The organism is Pontibacter cellulosilyticus (genome assembly GCF_014306105.1).
GTDB classification, from domain to species: Bacteria; Bacteroidota; Bacteroidia; order Cytophagales; family Hymenobacteraceae; genus Pontibacter; species Pontibacter cellulosilyticus.
The window spans coordinates 514,295-529,751 of record NZ_JACRVF010000002.1; the positions used below are offsets into that span (position 1 = coordinate 514,295).

Genomic DNA, 15,457 nt, shown 5'->3' on the forward strand with positions numbered 1-15,457 from the left:
GAACCCGGAACTCGTAACTCGTAACTTAACATGAAAAGAATTGCCATATTGGGCTCTACCGGGTCTATCGGTACACAGGCCCTTGAAGTTATAAAGGCAAACCCGGATAGCTTTGAGCTGGAGGTGCTTACTGCACACAGCAACGCGGATCTGCTGATACAGCAGGCGCTGGAGTTTAACCCTAACACTGTTGTTATCGCCAACGAGGCCCTGTACGATAAGGTGCAGGATGCCCTGCAGCACACCGATGTTAAAGTATACGCCGGTGCCGGTGCCCTTTGCTCGGTAGTGGAGATGGGTACAGTAGATATGGTGCTTACAGCTATGGTTGGTTATGCCGGCCTGCAGCCGACCATCCGTGCCATTAAAGCAGGTAAGCACATTGCCCTGGCCAACAAAGAGACATTGGTGGTAGCCGGACAGCTTATAACCGATCTGGCTGAAGAACATGCCGTAAACATTTACCCTGTCGATTCTGAGCACAGCGCCATTTTCCAGTGCCTGGCAGGGGAGTTTCATAACCCGATCGAAAAGATCATACTTACTGCCTCTGGTGGGCCGTTCAGAGGGCGCACCGCATCAGAGCTTGCTACCGTAACCAAAGCACAGGCCCTGAAACACCCGAACTGGGATATGGGAGCCAAAATCACCATCGATTCTGCTTCGCTGATGAACAAGGGGCTGGAAGTGATTGAGGCAAAGTGGCTGTTCGGGCTAAGAAACGAGCAGATTGAGGTAGTGGTGCATCCACAGTCTATCATTCACTCGCTGGTGCAGTTCGAAGATGGCTCCATTAAAGCACAGCTGGGGCTGCCTGATATGAAGCTGCCGATACAGTATGCACTGGGCTATCCAAACCGATTGAAGTCAGATTTTCCGCGTTTTAATTTCTTGGATTATCCGCAGCTAACTTTTGAGCAGCCGGACCTGGAGACATTCCGCAACCTGGCCCTTGCCTACAAAGCCATGGAGCAAGGCGGAAATATGGCCTGTATTTTGAACGCAGCCAACGAAGTAGCCGTAAGTGCTTTCCTGCGCGACGAGGTTGGTTTCCTGCAGATGTCGGATATCATCGAAAGTTGTATGGCAAAAGTTACGTATATTGCGAATCCTTCTTTCGATGACTATGTTACTACAGATAGAGAAACCCGTGAGAAGGCAACAGAACTCATAAATAACTAAAAACCTGCTGCCTTTAAGGCGCTAGATAACAAGAATAAGCTTTTTTGATGGATATTTTAATAATGGTTGGTCAGCTCATTCTGGGCCTGACGATACTGGTAGGATTGCACGAGTTGGGCCACATGCTGGCAGCTAAATGGTTCGGAATGCGCGTGGAGAAGTATGCCATCGGTTTCCCTCCTAAAATTTTCGGTAAAAAAATTGGCGAGACAGAGTACATGCTGGGCCTGATTCCATTGGGGGGATTTGTGAAAATATCAGGCATGGTGGATGAGTCGATGGACACGGAAGCGCTGAAGGAAGAACCGAAGCCTTGGGAGTTCCGGGCCAAACCAGCCTGGCAACGCCTGATTGTAATGATGGGCGGTATCATTGTGAACGTGATCACAGGTATTGTGATATACATTGCGCTTACCTTTAATTATGGGGAGCAATACACGCCTATATCTGAAGTTAAGTATGGTATTGTGCCTAATGAACTTGGGCAGGATATCGGCTTCCAGACAGGCGATAAACTAGTGGCAGTAAATGGCAAACAGCTAGAGCGCTTCGAGGATGTTTACTCAATGGATGCTTTACTTGGCCGTAATGCTTACTATACAGTAGAGCGCAACGGAGAACGTGTTAACCTAGAGGTTCCAGCAGATCTGATGGATCGTGTGGCTGACGATAAGGATCGTATGTTTTTTGTGCGTCCGAGGCAGCCATTTAGAGTAGGCCAGGTAATGGCTGGTAGCCCCGCAGCCAAAGCAGGATTGCAGGAAGGAGACTTTATTGCTAAAATAAACAACGAGAGCGTTAAGTTCTTCCATGAGTTTCAGGAGACATTACAAGGCAATGCCGGCAAGAAAATAACCATGATGGTTGAGCGTGACGGGAAGCCAATTAAACTGCAGGCGGAGGTAAGCGAAGAAGGCACACTGGGTTTCATGCCACAGGCGCTACTACAGACTGCCACTCGTGAGTATAGCCTAGGCGAAGCTATTCCTGCTGGTACTGACCAGGCTTTCGGCGTAATTACAGCTAACTTGAAAGGCTTTGGTAAAATATTCAGAGGCGAGGTTTCAGCTTCTAAATCGCTTAGCGGCCCGATCGGTATCGCCCAGATCTTTGGTGATACATTTACCTGGTATAAGTTCTGGAGCATAACAGCGATGCTGTCGATGGTGCTGGCGTTCATGAACTTCCTGCCGATTCCTGCGCTGGATGGCGGCCACGTGGTGTTCTTAACGTATGAGATAATCAGCGGGCGCAAGCCATCAGATAATTTTTTAGAGAATGCCCAAAAAGTGGGTATGGTTTTATTGTTAGGCTTAATGGCATTTGCTATATTTAACGATGTGTTCAAGATAATCTTCTAACCAAAGATCCTCTTATGAAAGCCATCGTGACGTATGCCCTGACAAACTTATTACTAGTATTTGCTATAATAACAGCCGAAGATGCTCCCGCAGCAGATTGGCCCATAAGTATAAACCAGCACGTTATCGCCGCACCAGGCGATAGCGTGTACCTGGTACAAAAAGGCGACACCTACTATAGCCTTTCCCGCCGCTTTAACATCCCGCTTGATTCGCTTCAGAAGTGGAACGATAACAAATTGCAGATTGGCCAGACGCTTTACTTAAGCCGTCACCGTATGGCACCTGCTCAAGCTGCCAAACCAAAATCACAATCTGCACCAAAATCATCCAAAGCCGCACCTGCCACTACTACTACTACTACTACACGACCTGCAGGCAGTAATTCCGCTTCTATTTCTTCGGTGCCCCGCACAGCCGAGCATAAGACAAAAAGCAGGGTAATGGTTATCCCATTCGATCCATACTTATACTTTTCGGATGCCGACGATGAAATTGCGCGTAAGTCTAAGATACCGCGCCAGAACGTGCGCCATGTTTTCCGCAACCGCCTGAACGCTATGTTGGCTCCAGAAGGCTACGAGACCATCCACTTGTTGGGCGGCGTGTACCGCGACAGCGTTAGCGAACTGAGCAGGCTTTACAAGTCGCTGAGCTACGGGTACCAGGATAACAAGCAATCTCGGTTTAACAAGCAGCCAGTTGTGGAGGAAGAAAAGGGAGGAGCCCTGGAGTGGGTGCAGCGGCAAAAAGAGAAGCTGGGAATGGAGAAGGAAGAGCAGCCGGTATCTGTTGCCCAGGATCCTACCAAGCACTTTGGTGTCACTGTTAAAGACCCGGAGTTCTTTGGCTATTTTAACAACCAGTACGGCATAGACTACTATGTTTTCATTAACCAGTTTGAGGTGAAAACGGTGTACGAAAACTGCCTGGACCGCGCAGCCTTGAACTATGAGCGTGATTTCATGGTTCATTATTCCATCTATAACAACAAAGGAGAACTGGTGTCGGGAAACAAAGTGAAGATTGCATACCAGTCTAACATGAACGATGTGCAGCGTATTGTAAGCGATAATATGCCAACTATGGCTAAGCGCGTGCTGTCGGACCTGCCGCCATCCGGTAAATAAGTATGAAATATAAATTCCTGTTTCTGGTGCTTGCATTTATGGCAGCATCCTTAGTGCCTGCCCTCGCGCATGATTTTCATACCAGTATCACCGATATCAAGTACAACCCACGCACGCAGTCTCTGGAGGTAGCCGTTAAAGTGTTTACCGATGACCTGGAAGAAGCTGTATCAAAGTTTACCAAAACCAAAGTGGTGTACAACAGCAAATCTGCAGAGCAAAAGCAGCAGCTAAATGCTTATTTGCAAAGCAAGCTTAGCTTTGAAGTTGCAAAGGGTAAGCCCCTGAAGTATAATTTCCTGGGGTCGGAGGCTGAGACAGATGCTGTTTGGTTGTACATAGAGGTTCCGGTTAAGAACTCTTCTCTGGCCCAGCTATATGTTAAGAACTCCGTACTGACTGAACTCTTCAACGATCAGATGAACATTGTTAACCTGAACTACAAAGGCAAAACAGAAAGTGTACTTTTACAGCGCGGCGAAGAGCAAAAGAAGTTTACGCTTTGATTTTTATTGATCCTGACAGCTGTCTCATTGCGCTTCTTTCACAAATAACCATCCAACCACCCTATCCCTCCTTGTTTAAGGCGGGGAATCTGCTACTACCGCTTCTCTGTCATCTTAATAACATTAGCCCTTCTCCTTATCATCCTGCAAGGATCTTGTGTGAAGGGAGGTTAAGCAGTTGCTACAGCACTTTCACTTTTAATCAGTAAAAGCAAAAAGTCCCCTTTGAAGGGGGTAGGGGATGATAATCGTGTGCTGATAACACCCATGCTTTAAATAAGGAGGGGCAAATATTAAATCTATCTTCTAACTTTAAGAAGCTTCCGCCACAACTTAAGAAATGCTGTAAGCAAAATAACCGCAGCTAGACATCCGCTAATAAATCGAACAACCCACATCTCTACTTGTGCAATGCTATTGATATCTGGCGTCTTCAGTAAAAACAATAACAGACCGGACGCGAATACAGCCAGCCAGAAGTATAGCCAGCCATACTTTGAACCCCGGGCAGCTCCATAAGTTGGCAGCAGCAGAACGTAAAAAGCTATAGCCGTTAACCCTGCAAACGTACTGAAATGCTGCACCCAGCGGCAAAGCGGGAGAGCAAAACCAAAGAAATCCACTGGTCTTCTAAGTATGGAGTAGTTTCTTACAAAATAGCCGGAGTAGTGGGTAAAGCTGTCCCAGAAGAGGTGCGAGAGAATACCTATCACAGCAGAAGCAAGAAAGATGTGCCAGTTGCCGCGCAAGTAGCTAAACCATTTGGCATGTGCCGCCACAGCAGCCCTGCGCTCCAAAAAGCCCGGCAAAAACCGAATAACCTGTTCCCTTACAATTGCATGAAAAACAAAGGCAAGTATAAGCGTAATAGGCAGGTTAAATACCAGTACCCCCTTCAACGTATGGCTTACCTTCGTAGTGATAATGGGATTGAGAAAATAGGCAAAATCAGGGGCTATACTTCCAATTACCAATCCTGTGGTAGAGAAAAAGCGGCCAAACTTATACTTTAGCGGAAGAACAATGGCAGGATGCGCGGCGGTAAATGGCATTTATACTTATTTAAATCCGCGTTCCGGCTTCTGTGGTTTTATCAGCCTGAACTCCACACGGCGGTTAATCTTACGGTCTTCGGCTGTCTTTTCTTCTTTTATCGGTTTGGTACTGCCGTAGCCGATGGCATCTATACGTCCCTCCACCATGTTCACCCTTCTTTCTATGTATTGCCGGATAGCGTCCGCACGATCCTGCGACAGCACCAGGTTAAAATCAGGGTCTCCGGCGCCATCAGTGTGACCAGCAATCTCCAGCCTGAAAGTTGGGTGGTCTATCAGGAACAGGGCTACCTCGTCAAGTATAGGCTTCATGTTCTCCTTTATCTCCGACATGTTCGGGTCGAACTCGATGTTCTCGAATACCATTGGTATGCTGTAATCGATCAGGGTGGTCATCAGATCTAGCTTAGTATCGTCCTGCAGCGAGATTTCTTTCTCAATGGTAAAGAAATCCGGGCCCTGAATCATCAGCATGTATCGGGAGTTATCTATCAGGTCAAATTCAAAAGAACCATCGGGGCGCAGGTATTTAGAAGAAACCTCTATGCCATTGTCCAGGTCTATGATAGAAACGATGCCCGAAAGTGGTTTATTGGTGACGGAGTCAGTTAATGTGCCCTGAACCTTTGTTACAGCCAAAGGGTGCGCTTCCATGGGTAATGGAAAAGAGAACAGGTCCAGGTTCTGGAGATCATTTGCCTCGGAGCGGGCATAGTATAAGTTTTTGGAGTCGGCATCGATGGTAAAGTAGTACTCGCTGCCCCGGCCGTTAACCAGTGGCCCTATGTTACGCGGCTCCTGCCAGTGCTCCTGTACTTTGTAGGTTTTGTAGATATCAAAATCGCCGAAGTTGTACAGCTGCCCCCTAGAGCTAAAGTACAGCACCTGATACTTAGGATGGAAAAAAGGGCTTACCTCACTTTCGCGGGTGTTAATGGTAGGGCCAATGTTCTTTGCAGGAGCCCAGTTGCCGTTTTTAGTTTTGTAAGTATAGTAGATGTCCGAGAGGCCAAATCCTCCCAAACGATCAGAGGCAAAGTATAACGTGTCTTCGTTGCGCGAGAGGGTAGGCTGAGAATCCCAGGCATTGGAGTTTACGTCAGGGCCAAGGTTCGTAATTTCGCCCCACTTACCGTCAGGCTGCATTTTGGCTATGTATAAGTCACAGTTGCCGTAGCCATCCGGAGACTCACAGCGGGCAAAGTATAGGGTTTTACCATCGCGGCTTAGGCGGCCGGAACCTTCATTATAAATGCTGTTTATTGGCTTGCCAAACGACTGTGCTTCTTCCCAGTGGCCGTTGTTTTGTTTAGAGAAGAAAAGATCTTCGTTGGCACGGCCGTTTAGCCCCTGCGTGTTGCGCTTGGAGGTAAAAATAAACACCTCATCCTCGCCGTTCAGGGTAGGGCCATAATCCTCAAACGAAGAGTTGATGGCATTGCCCATGTTCAGGTACACGCCTTTAGGCGGCTTAAACGTAGCAATGGATTTACGATATTCTACCAACTCATAATAATAATCCAGCGGCACGTAATAGTTTTTGGTGTTCTGCTCCAGCGAGTCGTAGTAAGAGTAAACGCCGCGGGCATCGGTGCGGTGGTGCTTTAATACCAGCCTGTATAGCTCTTTTGCCTCTTCTTTTCTGCCGGTGCGCTCAAACAGCTGGCCCAGGCGCCAGAGCAGGTAAGTATCTTTGTAAAAATTCTCTATCCCGAAGTTTGTAACATAAGTTTCCAGTAGAGGTAATACCTTGTCGTACTGTTTCCTTTTTTCGAGCTTTTGTATCGTAGATAGCTTCTTTTGGTCGCGATAGTAGGCTATTTTGTTTATATTAGGGAAGTTGAGGTGCAGCTCAGGATCTGGTACCTGCTTGCTGATCTTTAGTCCGCTTGTGCTGTCCAGCGGGATATGGTGCAATTGCCCATAGCTACGCAGGGGAACTAACAACCATGTTGTCAAAACTAATATAAGCAGGGGCTTGAACTGCATCAAAGTGTGTTTGTCCTCGTGCTCAAAGATATTATTTTTGAGTTATATTTTTGTGATAAATACACCTGCAGGTATTTTTTTAGCTGTAATTTTGCACATCAGTAGAATCTCACAAGACAAATCAGCAGGTTGCGGTAGTGTGGCACAGGTCTTGACAACTATAGAAGAACCCTGAAATAAGGCTATCAACGCTTTATTTCTGTCATTATGGCATTGATCATTATATGAATTATACGTTAAAGAATTTTTTACAGAACCTCTTGTTAAGCAATATATCAGACGACGACGAAGTAGAGTTGATCCCGATTATAACTGCTGAAGCAGAAGATGATCTTCCTACTGATACCCTGCCCGACGAACTCCCTATCTTAGCGGTTCGTAACACTGTGCTGTTTCCGGGTGTGGTGCTGCCCATTACAGTTAGCCGCAAAAAGTCGGTTAAGCTGGTGCGTAAGGCCCACAAAGGCGACAAAGTGATTGGCGTGGTTGCCCAGAAAAACTCTAACAGCGACGACCCAACAGCCGAAGACCTGTTTGAAGTAGGTACTATGGCCAAAATCCTGAAGATGCTGGTGCTGCCAGATGGTAATACCACTATTATTATACAGGGACACAGCCGTTTCAAGATAGAAGAGGTAACATCCGAAGATCCATATCTTACCGCCAAGGTTACAGCCTGCACCGAAACAGGGCTTAACAAGAAAGATAAGAACGTAAAAGCGTTGGTGCAGTCGCTAAAAGATGCGGCTGCAAAAATGCTGAAGCTGAACCCTGAGATACCGCAGGAGGCACAGGTGGCGTTGGATAATATTGATAACCCCGGTTTCCTGACGCACTTTCTATCAAGCAATCTGAATGTTGATGTAGCGCAAAAGCAGGCTTTGCTGGAGGTGAATGATGGCATGGAGCGTGGTACTCAACTGTTGGAAATGATGCTGCGCGAAATACAGTTGCTGGAACTGAAGCAGGAGATTCATACAAAAGTTCACACCGACCTGGATCAGCAGCAGCGCGATTACTTTTTGCGCCAGCAGATAAAGGTGCTTCAGGACGAATTGGGGCAGGAGGGACCGGATCAGGAGATAGAGCGCTTCAGAGAGCGTGCCGCTAAAAAGAAGTGGCCGGAGCCTGTAGCGCAGCATTTTAAGAAAGAGATTGACAAGCTGGCTCGCCTTAACCCGCAGGCGGCAGAGTACCCGGTAGCGGTTAACTACCTTGAGTTTCTGCTGGACCTGCCATGGAACGAGTACACCAAGGATAACTTCAACCTGAAGCGCACTAAAAAGATACTCGACGCAGACCACTATGGCCTGGAGAAAGTGAAGGAGCGTATTTTGGAGTACCTGGCCGTGCTTAAGCTTAAGAACGACATGAAGGCGCCTATACTTTGCCTGTATGGTCCTCCGGGTGTTGGTAAAACCTCACTGGGTAGGTCTATTGCAGAGTCGCTGGGCCGCAAGTATGTCAGAATGTCGTTGGGTGGCGTGCGCGACGAGGCCGAGATCCGCGGTCACCGCCGTACCTACGTAGGCGCCATGCCCGGCAAGATCATCAACCAGATTAAAAAAGTAGGCTCTTCTAATCCAGTTATTATTTTGGATGAGGTAGATAAAATTGCTTCTGATTTTAGAGGAGATCCTTCTTCTGCTTTGTTGGAAGTGTTGGACCCGGAGCAGAACAGCACGTTTATGGACAACTACCTGGACGTGGAGTATGACCTGTCCAAAGTATTGTTTATTGCCACTGCCAACTCTCTAGATACAATCCAGCCGGCCCTGCGTGACCGCATGGAGATCATAGAGCTGACAGGCTATACTTTAGAAGAGAAGACTGAGATAGCTAAGCGCCACCTATTGCCAAAGCAGGTAGCGGAGCACGGCCTTACAGAAGATGATGTGAAAGTATCTAAGGCTACCATCCAGAAGATCATAGAAGATTATACACGAGAATCTGGGGTGCGTAACCTGGAGCGCAAGATCGGGCAACTGGTGCGCCACACAGCCAAACTGAAGGCAATGGAGGAAGAGTACCAGAAAAGCCTAAAGCCTGAAGATGTGACCAAACGCCTTGGGCCGGAGATCTTCGACAAAGAAATTTACCAAGACATTGATACAGCTGGTGTTGTAACAGGCCTGGCTTGGACATCGGTGGGTGGTGATATCCTTTTCATCGAATCTATACTTAGCAAAGGCAAAGGCAAACTTACCTTGTCGGGCCAGTTAGGCGATGTGATGAAGGAGTCGGCCATGACGGCAATCTCATACTTAAAAGCCCATGCCGAGCTATTAAACATCGATTACCGCCTGTTCGACCAGTACGACCTGCACATCCACTTCCCGGAAGGAGCTGTGCCGAAAGACGGTCCGTCGGCAGGTATAGCCATCTTTACTTCTATTGCTTCTGTGTTTACGCAGCGCAAAGTAAAATCACGCCTGGCCATGACCGGTGAGATAACGTTGCGTGGTAAGGTATTGCCTGTAGGTGGTATAAAAGAAAAGATTCTGGCTGCCAAACGTGCCGGTGTAACCGACATTATACTTAGCCAGAAAAATAAGAAAGACATCAACGAGATTCCGGAGCAGTACATTAAAGGTCTGCACATCCATTATGTAGATCGTGTGGATGAGGTGGTAAAAATTGCGCTCCTGAAGGAAAAAGTGAAAAATCCGCTGAAACTGGTGGTGACGGAGGAGAAAGCCAGCGCTGATAAAGAGTAGTTGATTGCTGTCATCTCGACGATAGGAGAGATCTAATTAGGATGCTGAAGAGATTTCTCTCAAAGTTAGGAATTACAAAAAGAATAGGGTGAACCATCCTCACCCACTTATTCAAATTTAAGGAGTCCATGAACAGAACCCCTGCTCTTATACTTTGCATCTTGCTGGGCTTTGCGCTTAAGGCGCAGGCGCAGGTAGGGGGGCAGCGTGGCTTCACGTTTCTTGAGTTACCATCGAGTGCCAAGCAGGCCGCTTTAGGTGGGATAAATGTAACAGCTGGCGGGCACGATGTAAACATGGTGTCGGCTAACCCTGGTTTGCTTAACCCTGAAATGGACAACCAGCTTAGCCTGAGCTATGTGGGCTATCTGGCCGATATCAGGCAAAGCAATTTGGCCTATGCTTTTAACACCACTAAGTATGGCCGCTGGGCTTTAAACCTGAATTACCTGAACTACGGCGATTTTGTGCAGCGCGACGCAGCAGGAGCTGTTGAAGGTACTTTTAATGTAAATGATTACACATTAGGTATTACCCATGCCCGACAGGCAGAAGCCTTTACAATGGGGGCTACGGCTAAAGTGGCGGTGTCAAGTATGGCAGGCAACAAGGCTGTAGGTATACTTGCAGATGCAGGTGTGGCTTTTAAACATCCTGAAAAAGACTTTACAGTTGGCCTGGCTTTCAAAAATGTGGGTTACCAGGTAAAGCCTTTCGATGACGGAGAGCGCCAGCCCATGCCTTGGGATGCACAGTTGGGCGTAAGCTACAAGCCGGAGCACATGCCTGTGCGGCTCTCTGTTACAGCGCACCGCCTCTACCAATTCGATATTGTTTACCTAGACCCTAACGCAACTGGCCAGCTGGACGAGAATGGCAATGAGGTGAAAGAAGAAAAGCAGCTGGGAGATAAAATTGCCCGTCATTTTGTGGCAGGTGCTGAATTTGTTTTCAGTAAAAACTTTAACCTGAGGGCCGGCTATAACCACCTGCGCCGCAAAGAACTGAGGTTAGATAACGGTGGTGGAGGCGCAGGATTTTCACTGGGAGCCATGCTGCGCGTACGATCTTTTGAGCTAAACTACAGCAGCGCTTTCTTTCATCTTTCTGGTGCTACCCATTATGTTACTGTGAGCACCAACACCAGCACAATTCTTAAAAAGAAAAGCAGTTTATAACGTATAAGCTAGGGCACCGGCAAAGTGCCCCGGCACATATTCAAAATAAGACTACTATGTTAGATAATATTGCATCACTTACACCAGCACAAATTGTTGCAGAGCTGGATAAATATATAATCGGGCAGCACGATGCCAAACGCAATGTAGCCATTGCTCTGCGAAATCGCTGGCGCCGCATGAATGCCGATAAAAGCATACAGGGTGACATTGTACCGAACAATATCCTGATGATAGGCGCAACTGGTGTGGGTAAAACAGAAATTGCCCGTCGCCTGGCAAAAATTGCCGACGCCCCTTTCACTAAAGTAGAAGCATCTAAATTTACAGAAGTAGGCTATGTTGGCCGCGACGTAGAAAGTATGGTGCGCGACATGGTGGAGCAGTCAGTAAACTTGGTAAAACAGAAGAAAAAGGAAGAGGTAAAGCAGAAGGCCGCCGAAATGGTAGAGGATATCATCTTGGATGCGCTTATCCCGCCAATCCAGGGGCGCAATAACTCTCCGGTTAATCTGAGCACCGACCCGAGTGTAATGCCCGAAACAGACTATGAACTGAACGAGCGCACCCGCGAGAAATTCCGTGAGAAGATCAGAAATGGCGAGTTGGAAGACCGTAAAATTGAGATACGTGTGCAGCAGAGTTCTATGCCGGGCATGGGTGTAATGGGACCTGGTATGGACGAAGCCTCTATGATGAACATCCAGGAGATGATCAGCGGCATGATGCCTAAAAAGACTAAGAAGCGCAAAGTAACCATTGCCGAAGCCCGTAAGATTTTGCTTGAGGAAGAAGCAGCAAAGCTTATCGACATGGATGAGGTGAAGGAAGAAGCGATCTTTAAAGCTGAGAACTCAGGTATCATTTTTATTGATGAGATCGATAAAGTTGCCAGCTCCAGCAAAAAAGGCGGTGGCGGACCGGATGTGAGCCGTGAGGGTGTGCAGCGCGACCTGCTTCCGATTGTGGAGGGCTCTACAGTTAACACCAAGTATGGCATCATCAACACCGATCATATTTTATTCATTGCAGCAGGTGCGTTCCACGTGGCTAAGCCTTCCGATCTGATACCAGAGTTACAGGGCCGTTTCCCGATTCGTGTAGAGCTGGACAGCCTGACGAAGGATGATTTCTACCAGATCCTGAAGTTCCCTAAAAATGCGCTTACAAAACAGTATGAGGCGTTGCTAGCATCGGAAGGAGTGGAGCTTACCTTTAACGACGAGGCCCTGGACGAGATCGCTTCCATTGCCTACGAGGTAAATACTGAGGTAGAGAACATTGGTGCCCGTCGTCTGCAAACCGTAATGAGCCGCCTGCTAAACGACATACTTTTTGATGTGCCAGACAAGATCGGAGCCAACGCTCACATTTTAGTAGATCGCGCCATGGTGCAGGAGCGCCTGGCAGGTATGGTGAAGAACCGTGACCTGAGCCAGTATATACTTTAATTAGGAATGATGAATTAAGATTTATGAATTAGAAGTATAAAGTAGCCTTAATTCCTGGCACCGGTATCTAACCGGTGACGTAAGGTGGGCATGATTCTCCAGACCCGTTTTTATGCTTTAGATCATACTTTAAAGCTGGTGTTTCTGCAAAGGCAGGGGCACCAGCTTTTTTTTACAGGATTTAATTTAAAGCAATGTATAATATTGTTTCACTTATAAAATAATCAGGCTTGCCTCTTACTTAATCTAATTTGCTAAAACGTCTGCAGTACTTTATTGATTATTTTTTTCAAATCGTAAAAATAAAATAGTCTTCAGCTGCGAAGGATGTTTTATATCACGAAATATTAAGATGAAAAAGTATGGCAAATCAAAACTCGGCTTGTTCCTAGTAAGTTCTCTGTTACTAGTAGGATGTGATGATAACAACGACCAGATACCTGTTGTGTCAGAAACATTTACTGTTCGAATTGAAAATGTGTCTACTGAAAATTTAATTAATACGACACGAGCCAATGGGGCTGTACCTCTGTCTCAAGGGGTGTATGCAGTGTATGAGTCTGTTAACCCAATGTTCACAATAGGCATAGATAAAAAGTCAGATGCTGCACTTGAATTAATGGCTGAAGATGGTGTTACTACATTATTGCTTAATCAATTGGCAAGTATGAAAACCATAATCTCAGGATTATTTGAGGCACCAGGAGGCCCAGACAATAGCACTGCGTTATTTCCAGGAGAAGAAGCTACATTCACTTTCGAAGCGTCTCCAGGAGACGAGTTACAAATAATTACGATGTTTATGCAGTCTAATGATTGGTTTTATGCTTTTCGTCGTAATGGCCTTGATTTGTTTGATGGACTAGAAGCTATAGATGGAGATGTAACCTCTGAGTTGGTGCTTTATGATGCTGGTACAGAAGATGACACTGCTCCCGGAACCGGTCCAGATCAAAAGTTGGCTCAAGATCCTTCTGTCACAAATCAAGGTCCGAGAGATCCTCTAAATCAAATTCATCCTGCCGTCGGATCACATCCAGAATACACCATACCTGAAACCGCCTCTGTTATTAAAGTTACCATTACACACGATTAAACAAAGTTGCCTGCTAAAACAGAAAGCTGGTGCTGCTTCAATGGGGTATCAGCTTTTTGCTTTAAAGTTTTACTTACTTTATACTTCAGAAAGAAGAGATAACCTTTCTTTCCCCCTCATTCGTAATTCATAATTCACCATTCATAACTCAGAAAAGTGAACTACTACATCATCACCGGAGCCAGCAAAGGCATAGGCAAAGCGATAGCCGAAGAACTACTGAAAGACGAGAACAACCGTGTAGTGGGCGTATCGCGCACAAACAGTTTAAAGCACCCGAACTACCGCTACCAGCCCCTCGACTTTTCTGACATTGAAGCAGTAGAACACAACCTGCAAAAAGTGTTTCTGCCTTACAAAGACGCCGAACGCCTGGTGCTGATTAACAATGCCGGGGTGCTGGGTGATATTGGTTATGTAGGAGAGGGAATGCCCAACGAACGTTTTGAGTTTGTGTTTGATGTGAACGTGATTGTGCCCGCCATGCTGATGAACACTTTTCTGGAAGTATACCGCACGCTACCTTGCGAGAAGGTGATTGTTAATGTGAGTTCCGGTGCCGGTAAGTACCCGATTGATGGCTGGGCCAGCTACTGCGCCTCAAAGGCTGCTTTGGATATGCTCTCACAAACCATACAACAGGAACAGAATGTGCGTGGAACAGGCGTGAAAGTATATGCCCTATCGCCTGGAGTAGTAGACACAGGCATGCAGGAGCACATCCGGGAAAGCGACGCAGACCAATTTAGCAATGTGCAGCGCTTCCGCGAGTATAAAGCCAACGGTGAGCTTGCCTCCCCGGAAGCAGTGGGAAAAAAGATAGTAGAATTTCTGCACAGCACCGACAAGTATAACGATGTGCTGGTATCAGTTAGGGATATGTAAAGAAGTATAAATCTAGCAAAGTATAGCCTGGCATCAATGTCAGGCTTTTTTTGTGTCTTGGCCTAATCTCTTGGTCTGCAAGGGTATATCTTATAGCCTTTTTGATATGTTTGTTGCTAAATTGCTATAGTTATGCTAATTTACTATACTTTTAAATCAGAAGTATACCATATAGCACACCATGAAGAATCCGATCTGCCCGAAATGTGACGCAATGCACGTAGTAAAGAGTGGTGTGATAGGCGAAAGGCAACGCTATCACTGCAAACAATGCGGCTACTACTTTACGGTAAACAAGGTTGGTAAAAGTATCGATAGCTATTATGTTACAAAAGCACTGCAACTGTACATAGAGGGCATCAGCTACCGCGAAATCGAACGTATTCTGGGTGTCAGTCATGTGTCTGTAATGAACTGGGTGCGCAAGTATAACATTAAACCTCCGGTACAGGCGGTTTACCATCCCACCTACAAAGTAATGAACCAGGCGGAGCTGGTGGAGTACATCAAAAATGGTGGAAACCTGAAAGGCGCCGGTATGCTTATCACTGAATTGGGTGATAAGTACATGATGATAAAATGGAAGCGGTTTAAGGAATAAGCCTTTTCAGTTCTTCTAATGTACTTGCTGCAAAGGTATACTTTGGTTATACTTCTTAGCTATATCAAATTACCAAAAACCAACAAGCTGTTATTTTTTATCCAAACTTTTAGCTAGTATAGGTTAGCCAATACAGACAAAGCAACAGCTTGACACTCACTATCAAAAATTAAGCAGTTCTGTTAAGGCGCTCATTCCGGATGTAGGGCAGCAGGCACTGTGTTTAAGCAGAAACCTCCCGAATGTATAAGGTAAAATACCTTCATTAACTACAGAATTTACCACAGCTATAATCAGGCAGCATTA

The 15,457-nt window shown here is 46.4% G+C and carries 12 protein-coding genes; 10 read left to right on the forward strand and 2 right to left on the reverse strand.

The genetic code is table 11. The features are described from left to right. The first annotated feature begins 30 nt into the window (after positions 1-30). The 4 genes from H8S84_RS09955 to H8S84_RS09970 are packed head-to-tail and all read left to right on the forward strand — an operon-like array spanning position 31 to position 4,179. Positions 31-1,182: a 1-deoxy-D-xylulose-5-phosphate reductoisomerase gene (locus tag H8S84_RS09955; RefSeq protein ID WP_187067164.1), complete on the forward strand. Its 1,152-nt coding sequence runs from the start codon at positions 31-33 to the stop codon at positions 1,180-1,182. Between the two features lie 47 nt (positions 1,183-1,229). Beyond that, on the forward strand, positions 1,230-2,543 hold the full coding sequence (gene rseP / locus H8S84_RS09960) for an RIP metalloprotease RseP (protein ID WP_187067165.1): 1,314 nt from the start codon (positions 1,230-1,232) through the stop codon (positions 2,541-2,543). 14 nt (positions 2,544-2,557) lie between these two features. After that, the gene (locus H8S84_RS09965; RefSeq protein ID WP_187067166.1) at positions 2,558-3,673 is read left to right on the forward strand and encodes a LysM peptidoglycan-binding domain-containing protein; all 1,116 of its coding nucleotides are present in this window, start codon (positions 2,558-2,560) and stop codon (positions 3,671-3,673) included. A 2-nt stretch (positions 3,674-3,675) separates the two neighbouring features. After that, on the forward strand, positions 3,676-4,179 hold the full coding sequence (locus H8S84_RS09970; protein ID WP_230407126.1) for a DUF6702 family protein: 504 nt from the start codon (positions 3,676-3,678) through the stop codon (positions 4,177-4,179). Between the two features lie 299 nt (positions 4,180-4,478). Here the strand turns inward: H8S84_RS09970 and H8S84_RS09975 are convergent, their stop codons facing one another. Together H8S84_RS09975 and H8S84_RS09980 are read right to left on the reverse strand one after the other, a co-directional pair. Further along, positions 4,479-5,231, reverse strand: a complete 753-nt coding sequence (locus H8S84_RS09975) for a DUF4184 family protein (RefSeq protein WP_187067167.1) — start codon at positions 5,229-5,231, stop codon at positions 4,479-4,481. A gap of 6 nt (positions 5,232-5,237) precedes the next feature. Next, positions 5,238-7,223, reverse strand: coding sequence for an OmpA family protein (locus H8S84_RS09980; protein WP_187067168.1), 1,986 nt, complete (start codon positions 7,221-7,223; stop codon positions 5,238-5,240). A 224-nt stretch (positions 7,224-7,447) separates the two neighbouring features. Here H8S84_RS09980 and lon point away from each other — a divergent pair, with 224 nt between their 5' ends. The 6 genes from lon to H8S84_RS10010 all read left to right on the forward strand — a co-directional run bounded on the left by lon (position 7,448) and on the right by H8S84_RS10010 (position 15,151). Further along, complete coding sequence (gene lon, locus H8S84_RS09985; RefSeq protein ID WP_187067169.1) at positions 7,448-9,940, forward strand: endopeptidase La; 2,493 nt, start codon at positions 7,448-7,450, stop codon at positions 9,938-9,940. 128 nt (positions 9,941-10,068) lie between these two features. Continuing rightward, on the forward strand, positions 10,069-11,118 hold the full coding sequence (porQ, locus tag H8S84_RS09990) for a type IX secretion system protein PorQ (RefSeq protein WP_187067170.1): 1,050 nt from the start codon (positions 10,069-10,071) through the stop codon (positions 11,116-11,118). A gap of 56 nt (positions 11,119-11,174) precedes the next feature. Beyond that, a complete protein-coding gene (gene hslU, locus H8S84_RS09995) occupies positions 11,175-12,569 on the forward strand; it encodes an ATP-dependent protease ATPase subunit HslU (RefSeq protein WP_187067171.1) in 1,395 nt (464 codons plus the stop codon). Positions 12,570-12,921: 352 nt separating this feature from the next. Further along, positions 12,922-13,665: a spondin domain-containing protein gene (locus H8S84_RS10000; RefSeq protein ID WP_187067172.1), complete on the forward strand. Its 744-nt coding sequence runs from the start codon at positions 12,922-12,924 to the stop codon at positions 13,663-13,665. A 156-nt stretch (positions 13,666-13,821) separates the two neighbouring features. Continuing rightward, positions 13,822-14,550: an SDR family NAD(P)-dependent oxidoreductase gene (locus tag H8S84_RS10005; protein ID WP_187067173.1), complete on the forward strand. Its 729-nt coding sequence runs from the start codon at positions 13,822-13,824 to the stop codon at positions 14,548-14,550. A gap of 181 nt (positions 14,551-14,731) precedes the next feature. Then, positions 14,732-15,151, forward strand: a complete 420-nt coding sequence (locus tag H8S84_RS10010; RefSeq protein WP_187067174.1) for an IS1/IS1595 family N-terminal zinc-binding domain-containing protein — start codon at positions 14,732-14,734, stop codon at positions 15,149-15,151. Positions 15,152-15,457 lie beyond the last annotated feature (306 nt).